Annotated in this window: 25 protein-coding genes; 16 read left to right on the top strand and 9 right to left on the bottom strand. The window is 61.1% G+C overall.

Going from position 1 to position 26855, the window contains the following annotated elements; genetic code table 11:
• Positions 1 to 12: 12 nt before the first annotated feature.
• From ptsP to WH299_RS11610, 6 genes are all read right to left on the bottom strand, one after another.
• Positions 13 to 2523: a phosphoenolpyruvate--protein phosphotransferase gene (ptsP, locus tag WH299_RS11635; protein WP_339550331.1), complete on the bottom strand. Its 2511-nt coding sequence runs from the start codon at positions 2521 to 2523 to the stop codon at positions 13 to 15.
• Between the two features lie 29 nt (positions 2524 to 2552).
• Positions 2553 to 3563 carry an SIS domain-containing protein gene (locus WH299_RS11630; protein WP_339550330.1) on the bottom strand — a complete coding sequence of 337 codons (1011 nt, stop codon included), beginning with the start codon at positions 3561 to 3563 and terminating at the stop codon, positions 2553 to 2555.
• On the bottom strand, positions 3556 to 4662 hold the full coding sequence (gene nagA / locus WH299_RS11625; RefSeq protein ID WP_123478474.1) for an N-acetylglucosamine-6-phosphate deacetylase: 1107 nt from the start codon (positions 4660 to 4662) through the stop codon (positions 3556 to 3558). Before nagA ends, WH299_RS11630 begins: the two co-directional genes overlap by 8 nt.
• A 10-nt stretch (positions 4663 to 4672) precedes the next feature.
• Positions 4673 to 5431, bottom strand: coding sequence for a GntR family transcriptional regulator (locus tag WH299_RS11620; RefSeq protein WP_016977704.1), 759 nt, complete (start codon positions 5429 to 5431; stop codon positions 4673 to 4675).
• Between the two features lie 263 nt (positions 5432 to 5694).
• Complete coding sequence (locus WH299_RS11615; protein ID WP_028617820.1) at positions 5695 to 6198, bottom strand: L,D-transpeptidase family protein; 504 nt, start codon at positions 6196 to 6198, stop codon at positions 5695 to 5697.
• 20 nt (positions 6199 to 6218) lie between these two features.
• A complete protein-coding gene (locus WH299_RS11610) occupies positions 6219 to 6767 on the bottom strand; it encodes an NUDIX hydrolase (RefSeq protein ID WP_122728672.1) in 549 nt (182 codons plus the stop codon).
• Between the two features lie 149 nt (positions 6768 to 6916).
• Between WH299_RS11610 and WH299_RS11605 the strand changes: the two genes are divergently transcribed.
• The 5 genes from WH299_RS11605 to purT all read left to right on the top strand — a co-directional run bounded on the left by WH299_RS11605 (position 6917) and on the right by purT (position 10172).
• Positions 6917 to 7519, top strand: coding sequence for a CoA pyrophosphatase (locus WH299_RS11605; RefSeq protein WP_016971944.1), 603 nt, complete (start codon positions 6917 to 6919; stop codon positions 7517 to 7519).
• A gap of 36 nt (positions 7520 to 7555) precedes the next feature.
• Positions 7556 to 8080: a gamma carbonic anhydrase family protein gene (locus tag WH299_RS11600; RefSeq protein WP_028617818.1), complete on the top strand. Its 525-nt coding sequence runs from the start codon at positions 7556 to 7558 to the stop codon at positions 8078 to 8080.
• The gene (locus WH299_RS11595) at positions 8077 to 8292 is read left to right on the top strand and encodes a DUF1289 domain-containing protein (protein ID WP_339550317.1); all 216 of its coding nucleotides are present in this window, start codon (positions 8077 to 8079) and stop codon (positions 8290 to 8292) included. The genes WH299_RS11600 and WH299_RS11595 overlap by 4 nt, the downstream gene beginning before the upstream one ends.
• 161 nt (positions 8293 to 8453) lie before the next feature.
• The gene (locus WH299_RS11590) at positions 8454 to 8921 is read left to right on the top strand and encodes a VUT family protein (RefSeq protein ID WP_010207975.1); all 468 of its coding nucleotides are present in this window, start codon (positions 8454 to 8456) and stop codon (positions 8919 to 8921) included.
• Between the two features lie 69 nt (positions 8922 to 8990).
• Positions 8991 to 10172: a formate-dependent phosphoribosylglycinamide formyltransferase gene (gene purT / locus WH299_RS11585; protein ID WP_017139720.1), complete on the top strand. Its 1182-nt coding sequence runs from the start codon at positions 8991 to 8993 to the stop codon at positions 10170 to 10172.
• A 129-nt stretch (positions 10173 to 10301) separates the two neighbouring features.
• On the opposite strand, the gene WH299_RS11580 is transcribed toward purT, so the two are convergent.
• The 3 genes from WH299_RS11580 to WH299_RS11570 form a co-directional block, all read right to left on the bottom strand.
• On the bottom strand, positions 10302 to 11615 hold the full coding sequence (locus WH299_RS11580) for an MFS transporter (protein ID WP_016977710.1): 1314 nt from the start codon (positions 11613 to 11615) through the stop codon (positions 10302 to 10304).
• A 356-nt stretch (positions 11616 to 11971) separates the two neighbouring features.
• On the bottom strand, positions 11972 to 13210 hold the full coding sequence (locus tag WH299_RS11575; protein ID WP_122728668.1) for a transporter associated domain-containing protein: 1239 nt from the start codon (positions 13208 to 13210) through the stop codon (positions 11972 to 11974).
• A gap of 12 nt (positions 13211 to 13222) precedes the next feature.
• A complete protein-coding gene (locus WH299_RS11570; protein ID WP_016977712.1) occupies positions 13223 to 14035 on the bottom strand; it encodes a cytochrome C assembly family protein in 813 nt (270 codons plus the stop codon).
• A 220-nt stretch (positions 14036 to 14255) separates the two neighbouring features.
• Between WH299_RS11570 and ffh the strand changes: the two genes are divergently transcribed.
• The 11 genes from ffh (at position 14256) to WH299_RS11515 (ending at position 26849) form a co-directional block, all read left to right on the top strand.
• Positions 14256 to 15632 carry a signal recognition particle protein gene (gene ffh, locus WH299_RS11565; protein WP_003193965.1) on the top strand — a complete coding sequence of 459 codons (1377 nt, stop codon included), beginning with the start codon at positions 14256 to 14258 and terminating at the stop codon, positions 15630 to 15632.
• 250 nt (positions 15633 to 15882) lie between these two features.
• Positions 15883 to 16134 carry a 30S ribosomal protein S16 gene (gene rpsP / locus WH299_RS11560; protein WP_003175899.1) on the top strand — a complete coding sequence of 84 codons (252 nt, stop codon included), beginning with the start codon at positions 15883 to 15885 and terminating at the stop codon, positions 16132 to 16134.
• Positions 16135 to 16139: 5 nt separating this feature from the next.
• Positions 16140 to 16676, top strand: coding sequence for a ribosome maturation factor RimM (gene rimM / locus WH299_RS11555; protein ID WP_028617814.1), 537 nt, complete (start codon positions 16140 to 16142; stop codon positions 16674 to 16676).
• A complete protein-coding gene (gene trmD / locus WH299_RS11550) occupies positions 16658 to 17431 on the top strand; it encodes a tRNA (guanosine(37)-N1)-methyltransferase TrmD (protein WP_016977714.1) in 774 nt (257 codons plus the stop codon). The genes rimM and trmD overlap by 19 nt, the downstream gene beginning before the upstream one ends.
• A gap of 45 nt (positions 17432 to 17476) precedes the next feature.
• Complete coding sequence (gene rplS, locus WH299_RS11545; RefSeq protein ID WP_003175895.1) at positions 17477 to 17827, top strand: 50S ribosomal protein L19; 351 nt, start codon at positions 17477 to 17479, stop codon at positions 17825 to 17827.
• Between the two features lie 82 nt (positions 17828 to 17909).
• Positions 17910 to 18323: an acyl-CoA thioesterase gene (locus WH299_RS11540; RefSeq protein ID WP_003193963.1), complete on the top strand. Its 414-nt coding sequence runs from the start codon at positions 17910 to 17912 to the stop codon at positions 18321 to 18323.
• Between the two features lie 152 nt (positions 18324 to 18475).
• Positions 18476 to 19372, top strand: a complete 897-nt coding sequence (xerD, locus tag WH299_RS11535) for a site-specific tyrosine recombinase XerD (protein ID WP_122728666.1) — start codon at positions 18476 to 18478, stop codon at positions 19370 to 19372.
• Positions 19373 to 19514: 142 nt separating this feature from the next.
• Positions 19515 to 20246 (top strand): thioredoxin fold domain-containing protein, encoded by a 732-nt coding sequence (locus WH299_RS11530; protein ID WP_010207987.1) that lies wholly within the window; start codon positions 19515 to 19517, stop codon positions 20244 to 20246.
• A 129-nt stretch (positions 20247 to 20375) separates the two neighbouring features.
• Positions 20376 to 21680: a homoserine dehydrogenase gene (locus WH299_RS11525; RefSeq protein ID WP_010207988.1), complete on the top strand. Its 1305-nt coding sequence runs from the start codon at positions 20376 to 20378 to the stop codon at positions 21678 to 21680.
• 67 nt (positions 21681 to 21747) lie between these two features.
• Complete coding sequence (gene thrC / locus WH299_RS11520; protein ID WP_028617811.1) at positions 21748 to 23157, top strand: threonine synthase; 1410 nt, start codon at positions 21748 to 21750, stop codon at positions 23155 to 23157.
• Positions 23158 to 23291: 134 nt separating this feature from the next.
• Complete coding sequence (locus WH299_RS11515; protein ID WP_339496129.1) at positions 23292 to 26849, top strand: transporter substrate-binding domain-containing protein; 3558 nt, start codon at positions 23292 to 23294, stop codon at positions 26847 to 26849.
• The last annotated feature ends 6 nt before the right edge of the window (positions 26850 to 26855 follow it).

The following is a 26855-nucleotide window of genomic DNA, read 5'->3' as shown; positions in this document are numbered from 1 at the left end:
TTCTTGTTGTTGTCAGCTCAGCGGCCAGTGGTGTTGACAGGCTTGGCGAACGGCTTTGGCGCTGCTCAGGTCGAGCAGCCCTTGGCTCAGTTGCCGGCATTGCGCCGCATCCAGGTGGCGGACGCGGTCCTTGATTTCTCCGATCTGCGGCGGGCTTACCGACAGCTCGCTGACCCCCAGGCCCACCAGGACTGGCGTGGCCAACGGGTCGGAGGCGAGGGCGCCGCACACACCGACCCAACGGCCGTGTTTTGCAGCCCCAGCACAGGTCTGGGCGATCAGCCGCAGCAGCGCCGGGTGCAGCGCATCGACGCGCGCGGCAAGGCCGGCGTGGTCGCGGTCCATGGCCAGGGTGTACTGGGACAAGTCATTGGTGCCGATGGACAGGAAATCCGCGTGCTTGGCCAACTGCTCGGCCATCAGCGCGGCGGCGGGCACTTCGATCATCACGCCCAGGTCGGGGCGCTGGGTCAGCTCCAGCTCCACGCACAACTCATCCAAACGCTGGCGGATCTGCAGCAGCTCATCCACTTCACTGACCATCGGCAGCAGTATGCGGCAGCGCTCCAGTGGGGAGACCTGCAGCAGCGCGCGCAGTTGCTGGTCGAGCAGTTCCGGGCGCACTTGGGCCAGGCGAATACCGCGCAGGCCCAGCACCGGATTCGCTTCGACCGGCAGCGGCAGGTAGTCGAGCTGCTTGTCGCCGCCCACGTCGATGGTGCGGATGATCACCGACTTGTCGCCCATGGCATCCAGTACTGCTTGGTAGGCCTGGCGCTGCTCCTGTTCATCCGGTGCAGTGCGACGATCGACGAAGAGAAATTCGGTGCGCAGCAGGCCGACGCCATCGGCGCCATTTTCAAACGCCACCTGGGCTTCGGCACTGGAAGCGACATTGGCGGCCACTTCGATGGTCACGTCATCGCTGGTGCGCGCCGGCTGTTGCGCCTGGGCCTGTTGCTGCTGGCGACGCAGTTTCTGCGCGTCACGAATCTGGTGCACTTCGGCGTGGCGCGCGTCGCTGGGTGCCAGTTCCAGGCGGCCGTTGGCGGCGTCCAGCACCACACGTTGACCTTGGGGCACATCGAGGACTTCGGCACCCAACGCCACCACGCAGGGCAAGCCTTTGCCGCGAGCCAGGATCGCCACGTGAGAGGTGGCGCCGCCTTCGGCCATGCAAATGCCGACGGCCTGTTGCGCGCTGAGTTGCAGCAGGTCTGAGGGGGTCAGTTCATGGGCGCTGACAATCGACCCCGCGGGCAATTCGAAATGCCAAGCCTCACCCAGCAACGCACGCAGTACCCGTTGTTGCAAATCACGCAGATCGTTGGCGCGTTCGGCAAACAGTGGTTTGCCCAGGGCCAGCAATACCGCGCATTGCGCCTGGATTGCATCGCGCCAGGCGTGAGTCGCTGCGCTGCCTTTTTCGATGGAGCCGGTCGCGGCTTCCAGCAGGTTAGGATCTTCCATCAGCGCGAGGTGGGCGGCGAAGATGTCTTCTTCCTCGATGTTCTTGCGCTGGCGCGCTTGATCCAGAGTCATGCGAATTTCGCTGCGCACTTGCTCCAGGGCGGTGTCCAGGCGTTGCAGTTGTTCGTCGGCAGCATGGTGGCCGGCGTCTGCCGGCAGTTCGATACCCGTCAGGCGGAACAGCGGCCCGCATACGAGACCCGGAGCAGCACACACACCTTGCAACACGCCGGCTTCGGTGTTGGCTCGGCGTGGGGTGGCAACGATGGGGGCGTGGTGTTCTTCCTTGATGGCGGCGGACAAGGCCGCGACCAGTGCCTGCAACGCCGCCTCCGCATCCCTGCCGCGACAGCTCACACGCACTTCATCCCCTTCGCCAATACCCAGCCCCATCAAGCCAATCAAGCTGTCACACGAAGCTGATTTATCACCGAAATGCAGCTGTGCCTGGCTGCTGAACCCCTGGGCCGTCTTGCGGATCAACGCCGCCGGACGCGCATGCAAACCACCGCGATGCGTGATGCGCACGCTGGCGCTGACTTCAGCGTCCGAGTTATCCACAGCGGTTTGAACCGCTGCCGCCGAACGCGCCACGACCTGCAACAACGGCTCGCCGACCTTGACCGATTGCCCGGCTACCGAACGCAATTCGAAACGTTCGCCATTGGTCAGGATGATCAGGCTGATCAGGCTCTTGCACTGACGCGCAATGCGGTCCAGGTCAAACTGCACCAATGCTTGCCCCTTGCTCACCTTCGCGCCTTCCTTCACCAGCAAGGCAAAGCCTTCGCCGTTCAGTTCCACCGTATCGATGCCCACATGCATCAACACCTCGGCACCGTTCTGGGCGCGAATCGTCAGGGCGTGCCCGGTGCGCGCGACATGGATGATTACGCCGTCACAGGGCGCATGCAGGCAATCGTTCAGGGGGTCGATGGCAATACCATCGCCCATGGCGTGGCTTGCGAACACTTCATCAGGAACGTCGCCCAGGGTCAGCACGGGCCCGCTTAACGGGGCGCTGAGGGTCAATTCATTATTGTTGTAGGACATGGGCACGGTACTCATCAGGAAAACGCCACTCAGTGAGTGCGGGTAACTTTGCTCAGGTGACGCGGCTGGTCCGGGTCCATGCCCCGGGCCTCTGCCAAACCTGCCGCCATCACGTAGAAACTCTGGATCGCCAGGATCGAATCCAGGGTCGGGTGTTCGGCGCGGCTCAGGGTCAGGTCGCGCTCGACGATGTTATCCGGCGCAGCCAGCAATACACGGGCGCCGCGCTGGCGCATGTCGGCGGCCAGGCTCAGCAGGCCGGCTTGCTCGGCGCCGCGCGGGGCGAAGACCAGCAGGGGATAGTTGTCGCCAATCAGGGCCATCGGTCCGTGACGCACTTCGGCGCTGCTGAAGGCTTCGGCCTGGATCGCCGAGGTTTCCTTGAGCTTGAGTGCAGCTTCCTGGGCGATGGCGAAACCGGCGCCGCGACCGATGACCATTAATTGCTGGCAGTCGCGCAGGGCGTCGATGGCAACCGTCCAATCTTGTTGGGCGGCGGCACGCAGGTCATCGGGCAGGGCGCGGCAGGCGTGCAGCAACTCGGTTTCTTGGTTCCAGTGGCCAATCAGCTGCGCGCTGGCGCTGAGGGTGGCGATGAAGCTTTTGGTCGCGGCCACGCTGTGTTCCGGCCCGGCGCACAGCGGCACATGGAATTCGCAGGCGGCTTCCAGCGGCGAGTCTTCGGCGTTGACCAGCGAAATGCTCAGGGCACCGCGTTTGCGTAGCAGACGCAGGCTGTTCACCAAGTCCGGACTTTGCCCCGACTGGGAGAAACCAAACGCTACCTGGCCGCTGACTTTCATTGGTGCCTGCAACAGGGTCACTACCGACATCGGCAACGACGCCACCGGAATGCCGACGTGCTGCATGGTCAGGTAGGCGAAATAGCTGGCGGCATGGTCCGAGCTGCCACGGGCGATGGTCATCGCCACCTGCGGCGGCTGACGGCGCAGGCGGCCGGCGATTTCCTCCAGCGCCAGGTCCAGGCGTTGCAGTTGGGCGGCCACGGCGTCGCAGGAGGCCAGGGCCTCTTCAAGCATTTTTGAAGTCAATGGTTTCTCCTTCGACCATTACGTCGGTGAGTGTCAGGGAGCGGTCCAGGCGCACGCAGTCGGCAAAGCTGCCGGGTTGCAGGCGGCCGCGTTCTTCCAGGCCCAGGTAGTCCGCAGGAAATTGCGACAGGCGTTGTGAGGCTTCGCTGATGGGCAGGCCGATCTTCACCAGGTTGCGCAGCGCCTGGTCCATGGTCAGCGTGCTGCCGGCCAGGGTGCCGTCGGCCAGGCGTACGCCGCCCAGGCATTTGGTCACGGTGTGGCTGCCCAGCTTGTATTCACCGTCGGGCATGCCGGCGGCGGCGGTGGAATCGGTGACGCAATACAGGCATGGGATCGAGCGCAACGCCACGCGCATGGCGCCGGGGTGAACGTGGAGCAGATCCGGGATCAGTTCGGCGTATTTGGCGTGGGCCAACGCGGCGCCGACGATGCCCGGCTCGCGGTGATGCAACGGGCTCATCGCGTTGTACAAATGGGTAAAGCTGGTGGCTCCGGCGGCGAGGGCGGCGACGCCTTCTTCGTAGCTGCCCAGGGTGTGGCCGATCTGCATGCGCACGCCACGTTCGCTGAGGGCGCGGATGAGGGCGTCGTGGCCGGCGATTTCCGGCGCGATGGTGATCACGCGGATTGGCGCCAGGCGCAGGTAGGCTTCCACTTCGGCCATCAACGCGGTGTGGGCGAAGTTGGGTTGGGCGCCGAGTTTTCCGGGATTGATGTAGGGCCCTTCCAGGTGCACGCCGAGTACACGGGCGCTGCCGGTAGGACGTTGCTCGCAGAAGGTGCCGAGCTGGCCGAGCACGCTGGAGATTTCCTCCACCGGAGCGGTCATGGTGGTGGCCAGCAACGAGGTGGTACCAAAGCGCACATGGGTGCGAGTGATCGTCTCGAAGGCATCGCGGCCTTCCATGATGTCCGCGCCGCCACCGCCGTGCACATGCAGGTCGATAAAGCCCGGCAGCAGGTAGGGCAACTCGTTTTCAGCCGGGTCACAGGGCGTGCCTTCGATGGCGACGACCTTGCCGTGCGCGTGCACCAGGCGGCCGCGAATCCAGCCGCTGGGCGTGAGGATGTTGTCTTCGGACATGGGCAGTTCTCTAAATTCGCAGTTCAGCGGAATAGTCGTGGCGACGCAGTTCTGCGACGAAGTCGTAGTAGTCGTTGCGGCAGTAGGTGTCGGTGATTTCGATCGGCGTGTTATCGGCGGTGTAGCCGACCCGGGTCATCAGCAGCATGGCGGTGCCGGGGGCGATGCCGACCAGCTTGGCGAACTCGTCCGAGGCGTTGATCGCCTGGATATGCTGCAGGGCGCGCACCACCGGTTTGCCGATGCCTTCCAGGTACTCGTACAACGAGTGGCCGATGGCTTGTGGCTGTGGCAGCACCGAGGCGGGCATGGTGGTCATTTCAATTGCCATCACCGTGTCATCCGCCTTACGCAAGCGCTTGAGGCGAGCCACTTTGTCGGCGGGCGACAGGCCCAGGCGGATCATCTCTTCGTGGGTCGGCTGGGTCAGTTCACGCTCCAGCCATTGGGAGCTGGGCACAAAACCCTTGAGCCGCAGCATTTCGCTGAACCCCGACAGGCGCGACAGCGGCTGTTCCAAACGTGGCGAAATATAGGTGCCGGAACCTTGGTTGCGGCGGATCAGCCCTTGGGCAAACAACACTTCCAACGCCTTGCGTGCGGTGACGCGCGAAATGCTCAATTGCTCGCTGAGTACGCGTTCTGACGGCAGTGCCTGCTCGGACGTCCACTGGCCGGCATGGATCGCCGCTTCCAGTTTGCGCGCCAATTGCAGGTACAGCGGCGTGGATTGTTTGTCGTCGGGGCGCAGGGCCAGGATGGGATTCATCGTTAAGGTTTCCGATGCGGTTATTGGAGTGTTGTCGCCCGGTATGGGCCGGAAATTAATACCACTTAAATACCATGTCAATGCAGTCAAAATGGTGCAGGCATTGGTTGTAGGGCCCCGTAATGGGGCCTGGTATCAAGTGGTATTAGAGAGGTCTTTATCACGCGCAGAACTGCGCAGCCCGCGGGGGTGAACTGGTATTCACCGGCGGGCGCGGGGCAGGGCAGGAATTTTTTTCGAATTATTTTACGAACGGTACGAGATTACGGACGAATCTCGATGAGGGTGCCGTCTTTGACCAGGTTCCACACTTCGCGCATGTCCACGTTGCGCATGCCGATGCAGCCGTCGGTCCAGTCCAGGGTGTGGAACCACTGTTCCGGGTAATCCTCGGTGTCGGGGGTGCCGTGGATCATGATCATGCTGCCGGGCTTCACGCCTTCGCGGCGGGCGCGGGCGGCGTCGCTGATGTTCGGGTAGGAGATGTGCATGGCCAGGTTGAAGCGGTCACTGGTCTTGCGCCAGTCGATCCAGTACAGGCCCTCTGGCGTGCGGCGGTCGCCCTCGATCAGCTTGTGGCCCTTGGGGTTCTTGCCCAGGGAAATGCGGTAGGTCTTGAACGGTTTGCCGTCGTTGATCAACTGCAACTGATGGGCGGACTTGAGCACCAGGACTTTTTCGACAGGCTTGCCGCCCAGGGTTTGCACCGTAGAGGCTGGTGACAGCGTGGTGAACGACAGGCAGAGCAGGGCAAGCACCCAACGCATCAAAGACGGTATCCCCATTGTCATGGCGCGGGCTTTCCCATGGGTGGCACGGCTTCGCTGCGCACCGGGAACGACTGTTGCCTGCGGTCAGCGAAAAAGTATTCCAGGGTACGCCCGACCGTGCGGAAAGCCAGCTCGGACCACGGGATGTCAACTTCGTCGAACAGCTGCACTTCCAGGCTTTCGGGGCCGGCGGCGAAGTCCAGGTCGAGCAGGTCGGCGCGGTAGAAAATATGCACCTGGTTGATGTGTGGCACGTCGATCAGCGTATAGATGTTCAGGTTGTGCACGCGGGCGCAGGCTTCTTCCAGGGTTTCGCGCATGGCGGCCTGTTCCACGGTCTCGCCGTTTTCCATGAAGCCGGCGGGCAGGGTCCAGTAACCCAGGCGCGGTTCGATGGCGCGACGGCACAGCAGCACTTTATCGCCCCACACGGGTACGGTGCCGGCGACGATATTGGGGTTCTGGTAGTGGATGGTCGAGCAGTGATCACACACAAAGCGCAGGCGGCCGTCGCCTTCGGGGATGCGTTGGGTGACCGGTTTACCGCACTGGCTGCAGAAATTCATGCTGGGGTTCCTGGAAAGTGCGTCTATCTTGGCGTGACGGGCAGGGCGCTGCAACAAGTTGTCGTTTAGCGACACGGCGCGGGTTTTGGGGTTGGGCGTCCGCGAGCTTTGGTGCATGATGCAAGGTAGCCAACAGACCGAGATGACTCATGCTGGACGAGCTACTTCGCCGGGTAAGCAATCACACCCCCCACACGCTTGAAACCGACGGGCGTTTCCCCGAGGCCGCGGTGCTGGTGCCGATTACCCGCAGTGACGAACCTGAGCTGATCCTGACCCTGCGCGCCAGTGGCCTGTCGACCCATGGTGGCGAAGTGGCCTTTCCCGGCGGGCGCCGTGATCCGGAAGACCCGGACCTGATCTTCACCGCGCTACGTGAAGCGGAAGAAGAGATCGGCCTGCCACCCGGCCTGGTGGAAGTCATCGGCCCGCTCAGCCCATTGATCTCCCTGCATGGCATTCGGGTTACGCCGTATGTCGGCGTCATCCCCGATTACGTCGAATACCTGGCCAACGATGCCGAAATTGCCGCCGTCTTCAGCGTGCCTTTGGACTTCTTCCGACAGGACCCGCGCGAACATACCCACAGGATCGATTACCAGGGTCGTAGTTGGTACGTGCCCAGCTATCGATTCGGCGAATACAAGATCTGGGGGCTGACGGCGATCATGATCGTCGAGTTGATCAACCTGCTCTATGACGATGCCAAGATCAGCCTGCACCAACCACCCAAGAGTTTCATCAACATCTAAGCCATCGCTTGAATGGCAACGCCGTGAGGAAACACCATGAAATACCGCCTGGGCGACGCCCGCGTCGAGACGCATCCACACAGCTGGGTGGCGCCGAATGCCACGCTGGTGGGCAAGGTCAAGCTGGAGGAGGGCGCCAATGTCTGGTTCAACGCGGTGTTGCGTGGCGACAACGAACTGATCCTGATCGGCAAGAACAGCAACGTGCAGGACGGTAGCGTGATGCACACCGACATGGGCTACCCGCTGACCCTGGGCACCGGCGTGACCATTGGCCATAACGCGATGTTGCACGGCTGCACGGTGGATGATTACAGCCTGATCGGCATCAACGCGGTGATCCTCAATGGCGCCAAGATCGGCAAGCACTGCATCATCGGCGCCAATTCGCTGATCGGCGAAGGCAAGGAAATTCCCGATGGTTCGCTGGTGATGGGTTCGCCGGGCAAGGTGGTGCGTGAATTGACCGACGCGCAGAAACGCATGCTTGAAGCCAGCGCTGCGCACTATGTGCATAACTCGCAGCGTTATGCGCGTGACCTGGTTGAGCAGGAAGAATGAACCCGATCGAGCGCCCCGTTGCGTCGCCGTGCGTGAGCATTTGCGCATTGGATGACGACGATATTTGTACTGGCTGCCAGCGCACGGTGGATGAGATCACGCGTTGGAGCCGCATGGATAACGCCGAGCGCCGGGTGGTGTTGGGCTTGTGTCATGAGCGGGCGGTGGCGAGTGGGATGGTGTTTATGGTTTTCGGGAAATCTGGCGGCTGAACCACCGCTATCGCAGGCAAGCCAGCTCCCACATTGTTCGACGCCAGCCAAGACGACTCGGTCAATTGTGGGAGCCGGGCTCGCCCGCGATAGGGCCCTCCCAGACGACATATTTCCAAATGTGAAGTACCCTGTGCCCCTTGTTCACAGGTCCATCCCCCATGCTCTTCCTGATTGCCTACATCAGCAGCGTCGTGCTGATCAACTTCGCCTTCTCCACCGCCCCGCACCTGGACGTTATCTGGTCCGCTTGGGGTGGCCTGGTTTTTATCCTGCGCGACATGGTGCAAACCCGCTTCGGCCACGGTGCGATCATCGCCATGCTGGCTGCGCTGGTGCTGTCGTATGTCACGTCCGACCCAGCCATCGCCCTGGCCAGCGCCACGGCGTTCGCGGTGTCCGAGTGCATCGACTGGCTGGTGTTCAGCATCACCAAGCGCCCGTTGCACGACCGCCTGTGGATAAGTTCGGCGCTGAGTATTCCTCTCGATACCTTCATCTTCTTCGGCTTGATCGGCGCGCTCACTCCAGCGGTAGCGGGCACCGCGCTGGTGTCGAAATTCGCCGGGGTCACGGTGGTGTGGTTGATCATGGCCTGGCGCATCCGCAAGCGCGCCGTCGTCAACTGAGGCCAATTGCTGCAGTTCATGTAAAATGCCGGCCTTTCTCCCAATGATCCGCTCCCCTGAGGACCTGAGATGACCCGAATCGGAACTCCATTGTCGCCAACCGCGACCCGCGTTTTGCTGTGTGGCTGCGGTGAGCTGGGCAAGGAAGTGGTAATCGAACTGCAACGCCTGGGCGTTGAAGTGATTGCCGTGGATCGCTACGCCAATGCGCCGGCCATGCAGGTGGCGCACCGTAGCCACGTGATCAACATGCTCGACGGCGCTGCGTTGCGTGCGGTGATCGAGGCCGAGAAGCCGCACTTCATCGTGCCGGAAATCGAAGCCATCGCCACCGCGACCCTGGTAGAACTGGAAGCCGAAGGCTTCACCGTGATCCCGACCGCGCGCGCCACCTCGTTGACCATGAACCGTGAAGGCATCCGCCGCCTGGCCGCTGAAGAGCTGGATCTGCCGACCTCGCCGTACCACTTCGCCGATACCTTCGAAGACTACAGCAAGGCCGTGCAGGACCTGGGCTTCCCCTGCGTGGTCAAGCCGGTGATGAGTTCGTCGGGCAAAGGCCAGAGCCTGCTGCGCAGCGCCGATGACGTGCAGAAAGCCTGGGACTACGCCCAGGAAGGTGGTCGTGCCGGTAAAGGCCGCGTGATCATCGAAGGCTTTATCGACTTCGACTACGAAATCACTCTGTTGACCGTGCGTCACATCGGCGGCACCACGTTCTGTGCGCCGGTTGGTCACCGTCAGGAGAAGGGCGACTACCAGGAATCCTGGCAGCCGCAGGCCATGAGCCCGATTGCCCTGGCAGAGTCCGAGCGTGTTGCCAAAGCGGTGACCGAGGCCCTGGGAGGTCGTGGTCTGTTTGGCGTTGAGCTGTTCATCAAGGGCGATCAGGTGTGGTTCAGCGAAGTCTCGCCGCGCCCGCATGACACCGGTTTGGTGACCTTGATTTCCCAGGACCTGTCGCAGTTTGCGCTGCATGCGCGCGCAATCCTGGGCTTGCCGATCCCGTTGATCCGTCAGTTCGGGCCTTCGGCCTCGGCGGTGATCCTGGTAGAAGGCCAGTCGACCCAGACTGCGTTCGCCAACCTCGGTGCTGCGCTGAGCGAGCCGGACACGGCGTTGCGTCTGTTTGGCAAGCCTGAGGTGAACGGTCAGCGTCGGATGGGTGTGGCGTTGGCGCGGGATGAGTCGATTGAAGCGGCTCGGGCTAAAGCGACCCGTGCTTCGAAGGCTGTTGTTGTAGAGCTCTAAACCGCGTCGCGCCCATCGCGGGCAAGCCCGGCTCCCACACTTGAATGGGTTCACAAGTCAAAATGTGTGAACCCGATCAAATGTGGGAGCTGGCTTGTCGGGCCGCCGCATCGCTGCGATAGCGGTCTATCAGGCGACTCTGTTCAAATCGTTATCCCGCGTCTCTTTCAGGCACAGCACAGCAATCAAGCTGAGCAGCGCTGCCGCCGACACATACCCGCCGACATAACTCAGCCCACCCATCGCCACCAGCTTGGTCGCGAAAAACGGTGCGGCCGACGCGCCCACAATCCCGCCCAGGTTATACGCCGCCGAAGCACCGGTATAACGCACGCGGGTCGGGAACAGTTCCGGCAGCATGGCGCCCATCGGTGCGAAGGTCACGCCCATCAGGAACAGCTCCAAGGCCAGGAACAGCGCTACGGCCCAGGTCGAACCGTGAGTCAGCAGCGGCTCCATGGTGAAGCCCGACAGGATCGCCAGGATCGCGCCGACAATCAGCACCGGCTTGCGTCCGTAGCGATCACTGGCCAGCGCCGCCAATGGCGTCGCCAGCCCCATGAACAGCACCGCAAAGCACAGCAGGCCGAGGAAGGTCTCGCGGCTGTAGCCCAGGGTTGAAACGCCATAACTCAGGGAAAACGCGGTGGTGATATAAAACAGCGCGTAACACACCACCATCGACGCAGCGCCCAGCAACACCGGCAGCCAATGCTGGCTGAACAATTCCACCAGTGGCACCTTGACCGGCGCTTCCTTGGCGACGGCGTTGGCGAACACCGGCGTTTCGTGCAGCTTCAGTCGCGCGTACAGGCCAACCATCACCAGCGCAGCGCTGAGGATGAACGGGATGCGCCAGCCCCAGCTGCGGAACTGCTCGTCGTTCAGGCTCATGGCCAGGATCAGGAACAAGCCGTTGGCGGCCAGAAAGCCGATCGAAGGGCCCAGTTGCGGGAACATGCCAAACCAGGCGCGTTTGCCCTTGGGCGCGTTCTCGGTGGCCAGCAGCGCCGCGCCGCCCCACTCACCGCCCAAGCCGAGGCCTTGGCCGAACCGCAGCACACACAACAGGATCGGCGCCCAGGCCCCGATGCTGTCATAGCCGGGCAGCAGGCCAATCAGCGTGGTACATACGCCCATCAGCAGCAGTGACGCCACCAGTGTGGATTTACGCCCGATGCGGTCGCCGAAGTGGCCAAACAGCGCCGAGCCCAGCGGGCGGGCGATGAAGGCGATACCGAAGGTCAGGAATGACGCCAGCATCTGTGCGGTGCCGGAGGTCTGCGGGAAGAACACCGGGCCGATTACCAGCGCAGCGGCCGTGGCGTAGATATAGAAGTCGTAGAACTCGATGGCGGTGCCGACGATGCTCGCCGTGGCGACCCGTGCAGTCGAATTGGTCGGGGCGGCGGCGGGCGCGGCCTCGTTGTAGGTGGTGCTCATGGTGGTGTCCCTGATGGTCATTGCGCGTTTGGACGCGGATTATTATTGGTCGAACACCCATGGATCAGGGTTGTGCGCGGGCAGGCTCGGGATGGGAGCGAACACCGGTCGGACACGATAAGGCGGTGCCTGGACACGCTGGGTGCGGGTAGCACGCGGTCGGGCGCGGCTCTGGTAAGCCGCACCGATTATAGGAAGGGGTTTGAACATACAACAAGGGGGCTGGTGAGGATCTAAGGTTTGGAACTGGGTCTGTGTGGGAGCTGGCTTGCCTGCGATGCAGGCATCTCGGTCATTTAGTGAAACCGAGGCGATTTTATCGCAGGCAAGCCAGCTTCCACATGAACCGAGTTGATTCAGGCGGCGACGGGCATTCGGCTGGTGTGCCAGATCAGTACCTTGCTCACCCGGTTGTCCTCGGTCTCGAGGATTTCCAGGCGGTAGCGCCCGATTTTCAGGCACACCGCGCAATCGGGAATGGTCTCCAGCGCTTCGGTGACCAGGCCGTTGAGGGTCTTGGGGCCGTCGCTGGGCAGATGCCAGTTCAGGCTCTTGTTAAGTTCGCGGATCGATGCAGCGCCATCGATGATGTAGCGGCCGTCCGGCTGAGGCTCGATATGCGGGTTGTCGGCACTCTGCTCGCTTTCGAATTCGCCGACGATTTCTTCGAGAATGTCTTCCAGGGTCACGATACCCAGCACTTCGCCGTATTCATCCACCACCATGCCCAGGCGGCGCTGCTGCTTGTGGAAGTTCAGCAGTTGCAGTTGCAGGGGCGTGCTTTCGGGGACGAAGTAGGGTTCGTGGCAGGCGGCGAGCAAGGCCTCCTTGGTCAGGCTGGCGTCGGGCAGCAGGTGCTGGATCTGCCGCGTATTGAGCACCGCCTGGACCTGGTTGATGTCGCTGTGGAACACCGGCAGGCGCGTACGCTGTGAGGTGCGCAGTTGCTCGATGATCTCTTCGATCGAGTCGTCCAGGTTGATGCCGTCCACTTCACTGCGCGGCACCAGGATGTCGTTGACAGTGATGTTGTCCAGGGCGTGGATGCCGGGCATGCCAGGGGTGTGGCCTTCGTCGGATTCGGCTTCCCGCTCGTCGTCATGGTCGGGCAGCGGTTCGTCGCTCTGTTTCACCACGCCGGATTTGCGTGCGAACGGGCGCAGCAGCAACAGGCTGATGCCATTGAGCAGCCAGGCCAGCGGGTAGAGGATTTTCAGCGGCACACCCAACAGCGTATTGCCAAAGCCCAGCACGGCCTGCGGATGGCGGACGGCGAGGGCGCGGGGCAGGTAATCGGCCAGAACCAGCAGGATCGCGCAGGAGATCATCCAACCCAGCCAGGGCCCGTTCTGCGCCCAGGCATAGATGGCCAGCAGCGTGCAGAGGATCACCACGGCGGCGCGACACAGGCTGTTGCACAGGATCAGGCTGTTACGCGGGAAGCTCAGGCGGGCGGCGGCCTTGTCGCCCTGGCGTGTGCCGGGGCGCAGGGCCAGCAGGTGTTGTTGCGCGGCTTCGATGGCGGTGAACAGTGCGGCCCATAAGACCAGCAGGGCGATTACCGCGAGCATCGGCTCTAGGGGCAAGTTGTCCATGATCGCTGCCCGTCAGATATGCAGGATGTATTCGCGGACCAGCTTGCTGCCGAAATAGGCCAGCATCAGCAGGCAGAAACCGGCCAGGGTCCAGCGGATCGCCTTGTGGCCGCGCCAGCCGAGGCGGTTGCGGCCCCACAGCAACACGCTGAACACCACCCAGGCCAGGCACGCTAGCAGGGTCTTGTGCACCAGGTGCTGGGCGAACAGGTTTTCGACGAACAGCCAGCCGGAGATCAGCGACAGCGAGAGCAGCGTCCAGCCGGCCCACAGAAAGCCGAACAGCAGGCTTTCCATGGTTTGCAGCGGCGGGAAGTTCTTGATCAGCCCCGAGGGGTGCTTGTGCTTGAGCTGGTGGTCCTGCAGCAGCAGGAGCAGGGCCTGGAACACCGCGATGGTGAACATGCCGTAAGCGAGGATCGACAGCAGGATGTGCGCGAGGATGCCCGGTTCTTCATCAATCACCTGCACCGTGCCGGTCGGGGCGAATTGCGCCATCAGCACCGTCAGCATGCCCAAGGGGAATAGCAGCACCAGCAGGTTCTCGACGGGAATCCGGTAGCAGGCCAGCAGGGTCAATGCGATGACGGCAGCCGCGATCAGGCTGGCGGCGCTGAAAAAATCCAGGCCCAGGCCGACGGGCGTCATCAAATGGGTAAACAGGCTGGCAGCATGGGCCAGCAGGGCGAGGACGCCAAGGCCGACGAGCAGGCGTTTGTCCGCCTTGGCGCCTTGGGCCAGACGAGTGCCCTGGTAGAGAGTCGCAGCGGCATACAAAATGGCGGCGGCGAGGCTGGGTAGCAAACTGGGTGACAAAGGGAGCATAAATCCTGTTAGGCAAGCCCGAAAGGCGCTGAGTTTGGCATACCCCCGCGTAACACGAAAGACTCTCAAGCCAGACAGCGGGTGTGCATGGCGGCAGTCTTCGCTATAATCCGCGACCTGCCCACGCCGCAGGCTCGCCGAGCGCTGTTTTTAATAGCGATTTACCACAGCCTGGGCCGCCATTACCTCGGTCTATGAATAGGGCCTGAAAGGATCGCGCATGTTTGAAAATCTGACTGACCGTCTCTCGCAGACGCTGCGCCATGTCACCGGCAAGGCCAAGCTGACCGAGGACAATATTAAAGACACCCTGCGTGAAGTGCGCATGGCGTTGCTGGAAGCCGACGTGGCTTTGCCGGTGGTTAAGGACTTCGTCAACTCGGTCAAAGAGCGCGCGGTAGGCACCGAAGTGTCTCGCAGCCTCACGCCGGGCCAGGCCTTTGTGAAGATCGTCCAGGCCGAGCTCGAAAGCCTGATGGGCGCGGCCAATGAAGACTTGAACCTCAGCGCCGTGCCGCCGGCCGTCGTATTGATGGCCGGTCTGCAAGGTGCGGGTAAGACCACCACCGCCGGCAAGCTGGCGCGCTTCCTTAAAGAGCGCAAGAAGAAGTCCGTGATGGTGGTGTCGGCCGACGTGTACCGTCCGGCGGCCATCAAGCAGTTGGAAATGCTCGCTGGCGAAGTAGGCGTGACCTTCTTCCCGTCCGACCTGAGCCAGAAGCCGGTCGACATCGCCAACGCGGCTATTAAAGAAGCCAAGCTGAAGTTCATCGACGTGGTCATCGTCGATACCGCCGGTCGCCTGCACATCGACGAAGAGATGATGGGCGAGATCAAGGCGCTGCATGCCGCGATCAACCCGGTCGAGACGCTGTTCGTGGTCGACGCCATGACCGGCCAGGATGCGGCCAATACCGCCAAGGCCTTTGGTGACGCACTGCCGCTGACCGGCGTGATCCTGACCAAGGTCGACGGTGACGCCCGCGGCGGTGCCGCGCTGTCGGTACGTGCCATCACCGGCAAGCCGATCAAGTTCATCGGTATGGGCGAGAAGAGCGAAGCGCTCGAGCCGTTCCACCCAGAGCGTATTGCCTCGCGCATCCTCGGCATGGGCGACGTGCTCAGCCTGATCGAGCAGGCCGAAGCCACGCTCGACAAGGACAAGGCCGACAAACTGGCCAAAAAGCTGAAGAAGGGCAAGGGCTTCGACCTCGAAGACTTCCGCGACCAGCTGCAACAAATGAAGAACATGGGCGGCCTTGGCGGCCTGATGGACAAGCTGCCGAACATCGGCGGTGTGAACCTGGCGCAGATGGGCAATGCCCAGGGCGCGGCAGAGAAGCAGTTCAAGCAGATGGAAGCCATCATCAACTCCATGACCCCGGCCGAGCGCCGCGACCCCGAGCTGATCAGCGGTTCGCGCAAGCGCCGGATCGCCATGGGTTCCGGCACCCAGGTGCAGGACATCGGTCGCTTGATCAAGCAACACAAGCAGATGCAGAAGATGATGAAGAAATTCTCCGCCAAGGGCGGAATGGCCAAGATGATGCGCGGCATGGGCGGTATGTTGCCCGGCGGCGGGATGCCAAAGATGTAAAGAATTCGAGCAGAAGTTCGCTTCTGCTCCGACCCACAGGGATGTGGGATCTCCAGCAAACCCGCCGTTGGCGGGGGCTGACCGGCCGTTTTAACCGACGGCTCTATAGCAGATCTGAGTGGCACGCTGATAGGCGCCAGAAAAAGACATTTGCAAAAGTCCGGATATTCCTTAGAATATGCGGCCTTTCGGGCACCTATGCCCGCTGTGCATTTAGATTTGCAGCACCGACTACAGGAACGATGTTCACATGCTAACAATCCGTCTTGCCCTTGGCGGCTCCAAAAAGCGCCCGTTTTACCACTTGACCGTAACCGACAGCCGCAACCCGCGTGATGGTTCGCACAAGGAACAGGTTGGTTTCTTCAACCCTGTTGCTCGTGGTCAAGAAGTTCGTCTGTCCGTGAACCAAGAGCGCGTAGCCTACTGGCTGAGCGTGGGTGCACAGCCATCCGAGCGCGTTGCAAAACTGTTGAAGGACTCGGCTAAGGCCGCAGCCTGAGCAATATGAACGCGACGCCAGCTGTTGCTGATGATTTGATCGTTATCGGCAAGATTTACTCTGTTCATGGCGTTCGCGGCGAAGTGAAGGTGTATTCCTTTACTGATCCGACTGAAAACCTGTTGCAGTACAAGACCTGGACGCTCAAGCGCGAAGGTAGTGTGAAGCAGGTTGAGCTGGTCAGTGGACGCGGGAGCGATAAGTTCCTGGTCGCAAAGCTCAAGGGTCTTGATGACCGTGAAGAAGCTCGTCTTCTGGCCGGTTATGAGATCTGCGTGCCGCGAGACCTGTTCCCTGAATTGACCGACGGCGAGTACTACTGGTACCAGCTGGAAGGTCTGAAGGTTATTGATCAACTCGGGCAATTGTTCGGGAAAATCGATCATCTTCTGGAAACCGGCGCCAATGATGTAATGGTGGTCAAGCCTTGCGCTGGCAGCCTGGATGATCGCGAACGCCTGTTGCCCTATACCGAGCAATGCGTGTTGGCCGTCGACCTGGCAGCGGGCGAGATGAAGGTGGAATGGGACGCGGACTTCTAAGCGTGGCTAATTTGCGCATTGAAGTGATCAGTTTGTTTCCCGAGATGTTTTCCGCCATCAGCGAGTACGGCATCACCAGTCGGGCGGTGAAACAGGGGCTGTTGCAGCTCACCTGTTGGAACCCGCGAGACTACACGACGGATCGACATCACACTGTAGACGATCGCCCATTTGGCGGTGGTCCGGGCATGGTGATGAAGATCAAGCCCCTGGAAGACGCGTTGGTTCAGGCCAAGGCCGCCGCCGGGGAGAAGGCGAAGGTAATTTACCTGTCCCCTCAAGGCCGCCAGCTGAAACAGGCTGGGGTCCGCGAACTGGCGAATGAGGAAGCACTGATCCTGATTGCCGGTCGCTATGAAGGCATTGACGAGCGTTTTATTGAAGCTCATGTCGATGAAGAGTGGTCGATTGGGGACTATGTCCTGTCTGGCGGCGAGCTGCCGGCGATGGTCCTGATAGATGCGGTTACACGACTGCTGCCTGGAGCTTTAGGGCATGCGGACTCCGCGGAGGAAGATTCCTTCACGGATGGTTTGCTGGATTGCCCGCACTACACCCGACCGGAGGTGTATGCGGATCAGCGTGTTCCCGACGTATTGCTAAGTGGCAATCACGCACACATCCGGCGTTGGCGTTTACAGCAGTCCCTTGGTCGGACCTATGAACGACGCGCCGATCTTCTGGAAAGCCGCTCGCTTTCTGGAGAAGAGAAGAAGCTGCTCGAGGAATACATCCTCGCGCGGGACGATAGTTAACAACGTATCGATGGTAGGTCCATTGACTTACCTTAGGAGCACAGCATGACTAACAAAATCATCCTTGCACTCGAAGCAGAGCAGATGACCAAAGAGATCCCTACCTTTGCCCCGGGCGACACTATTGTCGTTCAGGTGAAAGTGAAGGAAGGCGACCGTTCGCGTCTGCAAGCGTTCGAAGGCGTGGTAATCGCCAAGCGTAACCGTGGTGTGAACAGTGCTTTCACTGTTCGTAAAATCTCCAACGGTGTTGGCGTAGAGCGTACTTTCCAGACCTACAGCCCGCAAATCGACAGCATGGCCGTTAAGCGTCGCGGTGACGTACGTAAAGCCAAGCTGTACTACCTGCGTGACCTGTCCGGTAAAGCAGCTCGCATCAAGGAAAAACTGGCTTAAGTCCAGCTTCCCGATGCAGAAAAAAGCAGCCTACGGGCTGCTTTTTTGTGCCTGAAATTTGTCTATTTGCCGGTATTTGTCCATGACCACCCGCCTCGAAGAAATCCAGCGCCGCACCGACCTGTCCGTGACCCACGTGACCAAGGCCGTGTTCCCGCCGACCACCAACCACCACAACACTCTGTTCGGCGGCACCGCCCTGGCGTGGATGGATGAAGTGTCGTTCATTACCGCCACGCGCTTTTGCCGCTTGCCGCTGGTGACGGTGTCTACCGACCGTATCGACTTCAACCACGCGATCCCGGCTGGGTCCATCGTTGAGTTGATCGGCCGCGTGATCAAGGTCGGTAACACCAGCCTCAAGGTTGAAGTGGAAGTGTTCGTCGAGAGCATGAGCGCTGATGGCCGCGAGAAGGCGATCCAAGGTGTGTTCAGTTTTGTGGCGATTGATGCCGATAAGCGTCCGGTGCCTGTGCTGCCTGGGTTTGTAGACTGATCCTGGACCGAGCCGCGGCCATCGCAGGCAAGCCAGCTCCCACATTTGATCGGTGTCGGGCACATCTCAGCGCCCCGACACAAAACCCCTGTGGGAGCTGGCTTGCCTGCGATAGGATCTAACAGACATTACAGAAATCCGCCTGAGCCCCCATGCCCGCCATCGACCACCCCCTGATAGACCGTTTTCTTGACGCCCTCTGGCTGGAAAAAGGCCTGTCGGACAACACTCGCCAGGCCTACCGCAGCGACTTGGCCCTATTCAATGGCTGGCTCCAGGAGAAAAAACTCGAACTGATAAATGCGGGTCGTGAGCTGATCCTCGACCATCTGGCCTGGCGCCTGGAGCAGAACTACAAACCGCGCTCCACGGCGCGATTCCTCTCGGGTGTGCGTGGGTTTTATCGCTATCTGCTGCGGGAAAAGCTGATCGCCCTCGATCCCACCCTGCAAGTCGACATGCCACAACTCGGCAGGCCATTGCCCAAATCCCTGTCGGAAGCCGACGTGGAGGCCTTGCTCGCCGCGCCGGATTTAAGTGAGGCCATCGGCCAGCGCGACCGTGCCATGCTGGAGGTGTTGTATGCCTGCGGCCTGCGGGTGACCGAATTGATTAGCCTCACCCTGGAGCAAGTCAACCTGCGTCAGGGCGTGCTGCGGGTGATGGGCAAGGGCAGCAAGGAACGGCTGGTGCCGATGGGCGAAGAGGCGATTGTCTGGGTCGAGCGCTATATGCGTGATGCTCGTAGTGAGCTGCTTGGCGGGCGGCCCAGCGACGTGCTGTTCCCCAGCCTGCGCGGCGAGCAGATGACCCGGCAGACCTTCTGGCATCGTATCAAGCACCAGGCCAAGGTCGCCGGTATCGGCAAGACCTTGTCACCCCACACGTTGCGCCATGCATTTGCCACGCATTTGCTCAACCACGGTGCGGATTTGCGCGTGGTGCAAATGTTGCTCGGCCATAGCGACTTATCCACAACCCAAATCTACACCCACGTCGCGCGTGCACGTTTGCAGGATATGCACGCCAAGCACCACCCGCGAGGCTGAAAACCGCCAATTTATCCCGTCGCGGGCTGCCCTGCGGCCCAACTGTGGTAGGCTTTGCCGGTTAGCAAAGGGGACGGCCCATGCCCGAGTTTCCACATCGGTGCTACTGCTCCCGTCCCTGCATCTGCCTTCAGGAGTTCCCATGCGCTTGACCCAGATTATTGCCGCCGCAGCCATTGCGTTGGTTTCCACCTTTGCCTTCGCCGATGACGCTGCCGAGCAGACCATCCGCAAGAGCCTGGCCAACCTGCAACTCGATACCCCGATCGAAAGCATCAGCGCCAGCCCGATGGCCGGCCTGTATGAAGTCAAGCTCAAGGGCAGCCGCGTGCTGTACGCCAGTGCCGACGGCCAGTACATCGTCCAGGGTTACCTGTTCCAGCTGAAGGACGGCAAGCCGGTCAACCTCACCGAGAAAGCCGAGCGCCTGGGCGTGTCCAAGCTGATCAATGGCATTCCGGTAGCAGAAACCGTGGTTTACCCGGCCATCGGCGAGACCAAGACCCATATCACCGTGTTCACCGACACCACCTGCCCGTATTGCCACAAGCTGCACGCCGAAGTGCCGGCGCTGAACAAGCTGGGCGTGGAAGTGCGCTACGTCGCGTTCCCGCGCCAGGGCCTGGGTTCGCCGGGTGACGAGCAGTTGCAAGCTGTGTGGTGCTCGGCCGACAAGAAAGCAGCCATGGACAAGATGGTCGATGGCAAGGAAATCAAGGCGGCCAAATGTGCCAATCCGGTTTCCAAGCAGTTCGCCCTGGGCCAGTCCATCGGCGTGAACGGTACACCGGCCATCGTTTTGGCTGACGGCCAAGTGATTCCGGGCTACCAGCCGGCACCACAAGTTGCCAAACTGGCGCTCAGTGCCAAATAAATCAGTATCGTCGAAACGTCGACGATCAAGGCTCGCTGACACGTCGGCGGGTCGTTAATTGCAAGCCGCAGTCGTGCGGCTGTTTTCCACGGCCGACCTAGCGTCGGCCGTTTCATGGGGAGTTCTTCAGTGAAACCGGTCAAAGTAGGCATCTGTGGGTTAGGGACCGTCGGTGGCGGCACCTTTAACGTACTTCAGCGTAACGCTGAGGAAATTTCCCGCCGCGCAGGTCGCGGGATTGAAGTGGCGCAAATTGCCACGCGTTCGCCAAAGCCTCAGTTCGAAACGACCGGTATTGCGATTACCAACGATGTCTTCGCCGTTGCCACCAACCCTGAAATCGATATCGTCATCGAGCTGGTCGGCGGCTACACCGTGGCCCGTGAGCTGGTGCTCAAGGCCATCGAAAACGGCAAGCACGTGGTTACCGCCAACAAGGCGCTGATCGCCGTGCACGGCAACGAGATCTTCGCCAAGGCGCGTGAGAAGGGCGTGATCGTCGCGTTCGAAGCCGCCGTGGCCGGTGGCATCCCGGTGATCAAGGCGATCCGTGAAGGCCTGTCCGCCAACCGCATCAACTGGGTGGCCGGCATCATCAACGGCACCGGTAACTTCATCCTTACCGAAATGCGCGAGAAGGGCCGCACCTTCGAAGACGTGCTGGCCGAAGCCCAGGCCCTGGGTTACGCCGAAGCCGACCCGACTTTCGACGTGGAAGGTATCGACGCCGCTCACAAGCTGACCATCCTGGCGTCCATCGCCTTTGGTATCCCGCTGCAGTTCGACAAGGCCTACACCGAAGGCATCACCAAGCTGACCACCGCCGACGTGAACTACGCCGAAGCCCTGGGCTACCGCATCAAGCACCTGGGCGTCGCGCGTAGCACACCTGCGGGCATCGAGCTGCGTGTGCACCCGACGCTGATCCCGGCCGACCGCCTGATCGCCAACGTCAATGGCGTGATGAACGCCGTGATGGTCAACGGTGATGCGGCCGGTTCGACCCTGTTCTACGGCGCCGGCGCCGGCATGGAGCCGACCGCTTCGTCGGTGATCGCCGACCTGGTGGACGTGGTCCGCGCCATGACCAGCGACCCGGAAAACCGCGTGCCGCACCTGGCCTTCCAGCCGGATTCGCTGTCGGCGCACCCGATCCTGCCGATCGAAGCCTGCGAAAGCGCCTACTACCTGCGCATCCAGGCCCAGGACCATCCGGGCGTATTGGCCCAGGTCGCCAGCATCCTGTCGGAGCGCGGTATCAATATCGAGTCGATCATGCAGAAGGAAGTCGAGGAGCAAAACGGCCAGGTACCGATGATCCTGCTGACTCACCGCGTGCTCGAGCAGCACATCAACGATGCCATCGCTGCCCTGGAAGCCCTGCAAGGCGTGGTCGGCCCGGTGGTGCGGATTCGCGTCGAACACCTGAACTAATGGTTTTGCTGCAAGGGCCCCGCAGGTTCGGCGGCCCTTGTTCAAGAATGCTCTAGAGGAGCCAGTCATGCGTTATATCAGCACCCGCGGCCAGGCACCGGCCCTGAATTTCGAAGACGTCCTGCTGGCAGGCCTTGCCACCGACGGCGGCCTGTACGTGCCGGAAAACCTGCCACGTTTTACCCAGGAAGAAATCGCTTCGTGGGCCGGCCTGCCGTACCACGAACTGGCGTTCCGCGTGATGCGTCCGTTCGTCACCGGCAGCATTCCGGATGCGGATTTCAAGAAGATCCTGGAAGAAACCTACGGTGTCTTCTCCCACAATGCCATCGCCCCACTGCGCCAGCTGAATGGCAACGAATGGGTACTGGAGCTGTTCCACGGCCCGACCCTGGCATTCAAGGACTTCGCCCTGCAACTGCTGGGTCGCCTGCTCGACTACGTGCTGGAGAAGCGCGGCGAGCGCGTGGTGATCATCGGCGCCACCTCCGGTGATACCGGCTCGGCGGCCATCGAAGGCTGCAAGCATTGCGAAAACGTCGACATCTTCATCCTGCACCCGCACAAGCGCGTGTCGGAAGTGCAGCGTCGCCAGATGACTACCATCTTTGGTGAGAACATCCACAATATCGCCATCGAAGGCAACTTCGATGACTGCCAGGAAATGGTCAAGAACAGCTTCGCTGACCAGAGCTTCCTGAAGGGCACACGCCTGGTAGCGGTGAACTCGATCAACTGGGCGCGGATCATGGCCCAGATCGTTTACTACTTCCACGCTTCCCTGCAGTTGGGCGGCCCGGCGCGTTCGGTGTCGTTCTCGGTGCCGACCGGCAACTTTGGCGATATCTTCGCCGGTTACCTGGCGCGCAACATGGGCCTGCCGATCAACCAATTGATCGTCGCCACCAACCGCAACGACATCCTGCACCGCTTCATGAGCGGCAACCAGTACGTCAAGGAAACCCTGCACGCCACCCTGTCGCCGTCGATGGACATCATGGTCTCGTCGAACTTCGAGCGCCTGTTGTTCGACATGCACGGTCGTAACGGTGCAGCGATTGCCGGCTTGATGGACACCTTCAAGAGTGGCGGCGGTTTCAGCGTGGAAGAAGAGCGCTGGACCGAAACCCGCAAGCTGTTCGATTCCCTGGCCGTGGACGATGCACAGACCTGCGAAACCATCGCTGAAGTCTATGCCCAGACCGGCGAGCTGCTCGACCCGCACACCGCTATCGGTGTGAAGGCCGCCCGCGAATGCCGCCGCAGCCTGGACATTCCAATGGTGATCCTGGGCACCGCCCACCCGGTTAAATTCCCGGAAGCGGTAGAGAAGGCGGGTGTTGGCAAGGCGCTGGAGCTGCCGGTGCACTTGGCAGACCTGTTCGAGCGTGAAGAGCGTTGCACCGTGTTGGCCAATGACCTGAAGGCTGTGCAGGCGTTTGTGAGCCAGCACGGAAATCGTGGCAAGCCGCTCTGATTCAATGGCTTCGCGAGGTTGCTCAAGCCCGTCTTCGTGACGGGCTTTTTCATTGGGGCAGGCCATACTCCAACGGGCAACCGACAACAAAAAACAAGGAAACCAATACGGTGCGTTTATTGAGCCGAAGGTGCATGTGGCTGGTGTATCTGCTCTTGTTCGGTCATCTGTCGACGACCCTGGCAGCCGTTAGCCTGCCTTTCAAACTGGTCCCGGCATTTACGCCTCTGGCACCCTTGCCTTTGACGGCCGCCGAGCAGCAATGGCTGGCGAACCATCGAACGCTGAAGGTCGGTATCTCCATTGATGATTACCAGCCGATTGATATTACCCGCGACCATAATCGCTACCAAGGCATCAGCGCCGACTACCTGAGCCTGATCGGCGCGCGCCTCGATGTGCCCATGCAGGTGATGGGTTTCGCTGAGCGGGCGCAAGCGGTGGAAGCCTTGCGCAGTGGGGCGATTGATATTCTGACCAGCGCCAATGGCTATGAGCGGGATGTGCCTGGGTTGCGGTTTACCCGCGACTACATGCCGGATCGTTCGGTGGTTGTCGTGCGCCGCGACGACGCCACGCAGAACGAGGACCTCGCGGACAAGAAGGTGGTTTTGCTGGAGGGATATGCCAATGTCGGCAATGTGCATCGGGCTTATCCCGCCAGTCACATCATACTGGCTCCGAACCTTTACAGTGGCTTGGAGGCGTTGAATCAAGGGGATGCCGATGCCTTTATCGGCAATGAAGTGATCGTACGTGCCTACAAGTCGCTGCGTCCTTACCTGGGTTTGCAGATAAAAGTGGAAAGCCGGCTGGCGCCGATTGGTTTTGCCTTTGCCTCCCGTGCGGCGGACCCTTTATTGGGCGCCATGCTGGACCGTGCCCTGGCGAGTATCGACGAGTCGATACAACGTGAAATCCTGGCGCGCTGGACCACTGGCCTGGGGGTGGGCATCGCCGCAGACCGCATTGTGTTGTCGGCCCAGGAGCAAGCGTGGCTGTTGCACCATCCTCATGTGGTGGTGGCGTCCCAGCAACAGTCGCCGTACATCTTCAAAGACAAGGACGACCAATGGGTCGGCCTGAACGTCGATCTGCTAAACCGGATTTCACGCATGACGGGGTTGCAGTTCGTGATGGAGGAGGTGTCTTCCACCGCGCAGACCCTGGAGTTATTGGCAGCGGGCAGGGCGGATATGAACACCACGCTGGCCGAGAATCAGGAACGCAGGCAATTCCTGGATTTCAGCCATGGTTTTGGTGGCGCCGGGTGGGTGTTTATCCAGCGCAGCGACACGCCATTACTGGTCAGTTTGAGTGAACTGTCCGGCAAAGTATTGGCGTTGCCGGCACGCCATGTACTGGAAAACTTTATTCGTCGTGAACACCCAGACATCGAAATTCTCTCTGTCGATAACTATACCCAGGCCCGTGATCAAGTGATCCAGGGGCGCGCGGCGGCGACTATCCAGAATGAAGTGGAGGTGCAGAGTTACCCGTCCGACGGCTTGCGTATCGGGCGTAGCGTCGAGGGCAAGTGGTCGTCCAACAGTCTTGTGGTGCGCAAGGATCAGCCTGAGCTGCTGAGTATTGTGAACAAGGCTTTGGAAGCGATGCCGGTGGCAGAGTTGAGCGCGCTGCGCTTGCGCTGGCTGGGCGCGGTGCCCATCCCTACATCGGCATGGCAGCGTGTGCCGCCGTGGGCCTATTGGACGGTCGCCATGGCGCTGTTGTGTGTGTTGGTATCGCTGGCCTGGAATAGCCGCCTCAAGCGTCAGATCCAGCAGCGCTTGGTGGCCGAGCAACGACTGAGCGATCAGTTGGCCTTCAAGCGTGCCTTGCTCGACGGCATGCCCAACCCGGTTTTCGTACGTGACCTGGCTGGGCGGTTGGTGACCTGTAACACCAGCTATGAGCAGCAGTTGGCCACCCGGCGCGAGCAGATCCAGGGCCTGACCTTGATGGAGAGTGGCTTGATGCCAGAGGCTACTGCCGCACGCCTGCATGCAGGGCACATGGAGCAGTTGGCAACGCAGCGATCGTTATTTGTTGATCGCCAACTGGAGTTCAACGGCGGCACTTTCCACGTTTATCAATGGACGGTGCCGTTTTTCGACGCGCGCGGCCAATTGCAGGGATTGCTCGGGGGGTGGATCGACATCAATGAGCGCAAAGTCCTGGAACATCAGTTGATGGACGCACGCCAGGCTGCTGACGAAGCGAATTACGCCAAAAGTGCATTTCTCTCGACGCTGAGCCACGAAATTCGTACACCGATGACCGCCATCATCGGCTTGCTTGAATTGGAACAAGAACGCGCCCTGGCCGAGGGCAAACGCGTTTCCGAAGCGCTACAGGTGGCCCATCGTTCGGCACGAGAATTGATTGAGTTAATGGGCGATAGCCTGGACCTGGCCAAGATCGAAGCAGGCCATTTGCAACTGGCGCCGCAGACCACTGACCTGAAAAGTTTTTTCGAGGGGATCCAGCGCCTGTTCGAAGCCACCGCACGTAAAAAAGGCCTGCATTTGACCCTGGCGTTTGATCCAGCGGCGCAAGGGAATTATTGGTTCGACCCGCTGCGTTTGCGGCAGGTCATGCACAACCTGCTGGGCAATGCGTTGAAGTTTACCGAGCAGGGTGAGGTCCGCCTCAGCGTCGTCACCCTGTGCGATGAGTCAGGCGCTGAATACCTGCATGTGTGTGTTGCAGACAGTGGGCCGGGGATTGGCGTCGAACAACAGGCCCGGGTGTTCAAGCCCTTTGTCCAGGTCAGCCCGCTGACGGCGGCTCAGCATGGCGGGACGGGACTGGGCTTGAGCATTTGTCAGCAACTGGTGGAGTTGATGGGCGGCACGATCTCCCTGAGCAGCGCGGCGGGCGAGGGCACGACGGTGTGCATTGACCTGTATCTGGAACGGGTCAGTGGCGACGACATGCCCGTTGTGCCTGAGGTGGCCCTGCCGACTGTCGGTCGCCGTTTGTCGGTGCTGGTTGTGGATGACCTGCCCGCCAATCGTCTGGTGCTGGCTCAGCAGCTTCAGTTCCTCGGTCATCGGGTGGTGGCCCTCGACTCGGCTGAGTTGGCCTTGCAGCATTGGCGAGATGACGCCTTTGACGTGCTGGTGACCGATTGCAACATGCCGGGTATGTCGGGCTACGCCTTGAGCGAAGCGGTCCGCGGGATTGAAGCGCAGGAGCGACGACCGCGCTGTGCGTTGGTGGGTTGTACCGCCAATGCCATGGAGGATGAGCACCAGCGTTGTCTTGAGGTGGGGATGGATGAACTGTTGGTCAAGCCGGTCACCCTTGAACACTGGGCCAGGGTACTCGCCCGCGTGGCGCCGTTGCGCACCTTCAATATCCAAACCTTGCATGCGATGACCCAGGCCGATGGGCCGGTGCTGCAGCGAATGCTGGAGGAGCTGGCGAAGAGTCTTGAACATGAGCACGACGCGATCGAGGCGGCGTTGGCGGAACAGGATTTTCCCCGGGTAAAGGCCTCGCTGCATCGCCTCAAGGGCATTTGCTGCCTGGTGGATGCGCTGCCCCTTGCCAAGGCGTGTGTGGGGCTTGAAAGCTGCCTGCGTGAGCAGCGTATTAAAGAAGTTCAACCCCTTTGGCTTGTGCTGAATGAAGCGCTGGCAGAGTTTAAAGTTGAGCTGGGGGCTCATTTGAATCCGCAAGAATAGGACGTG

The organism is Pseudomonas sp. MYb541 (assembly GCF_037479595.1).
Lineage (GTDB): Bacteria > Pseudomonadota > Gammaproteobacteria > Pseudomonadales > Pseudomonadaceae > Aquipseudomonas > Aquipseudomonas canadensis.
The sequence above is the reverse complement of the archived record's forward strand: the minus strand, read 5'-3'. Positions and strand labels throughout refer to the sequence as shown.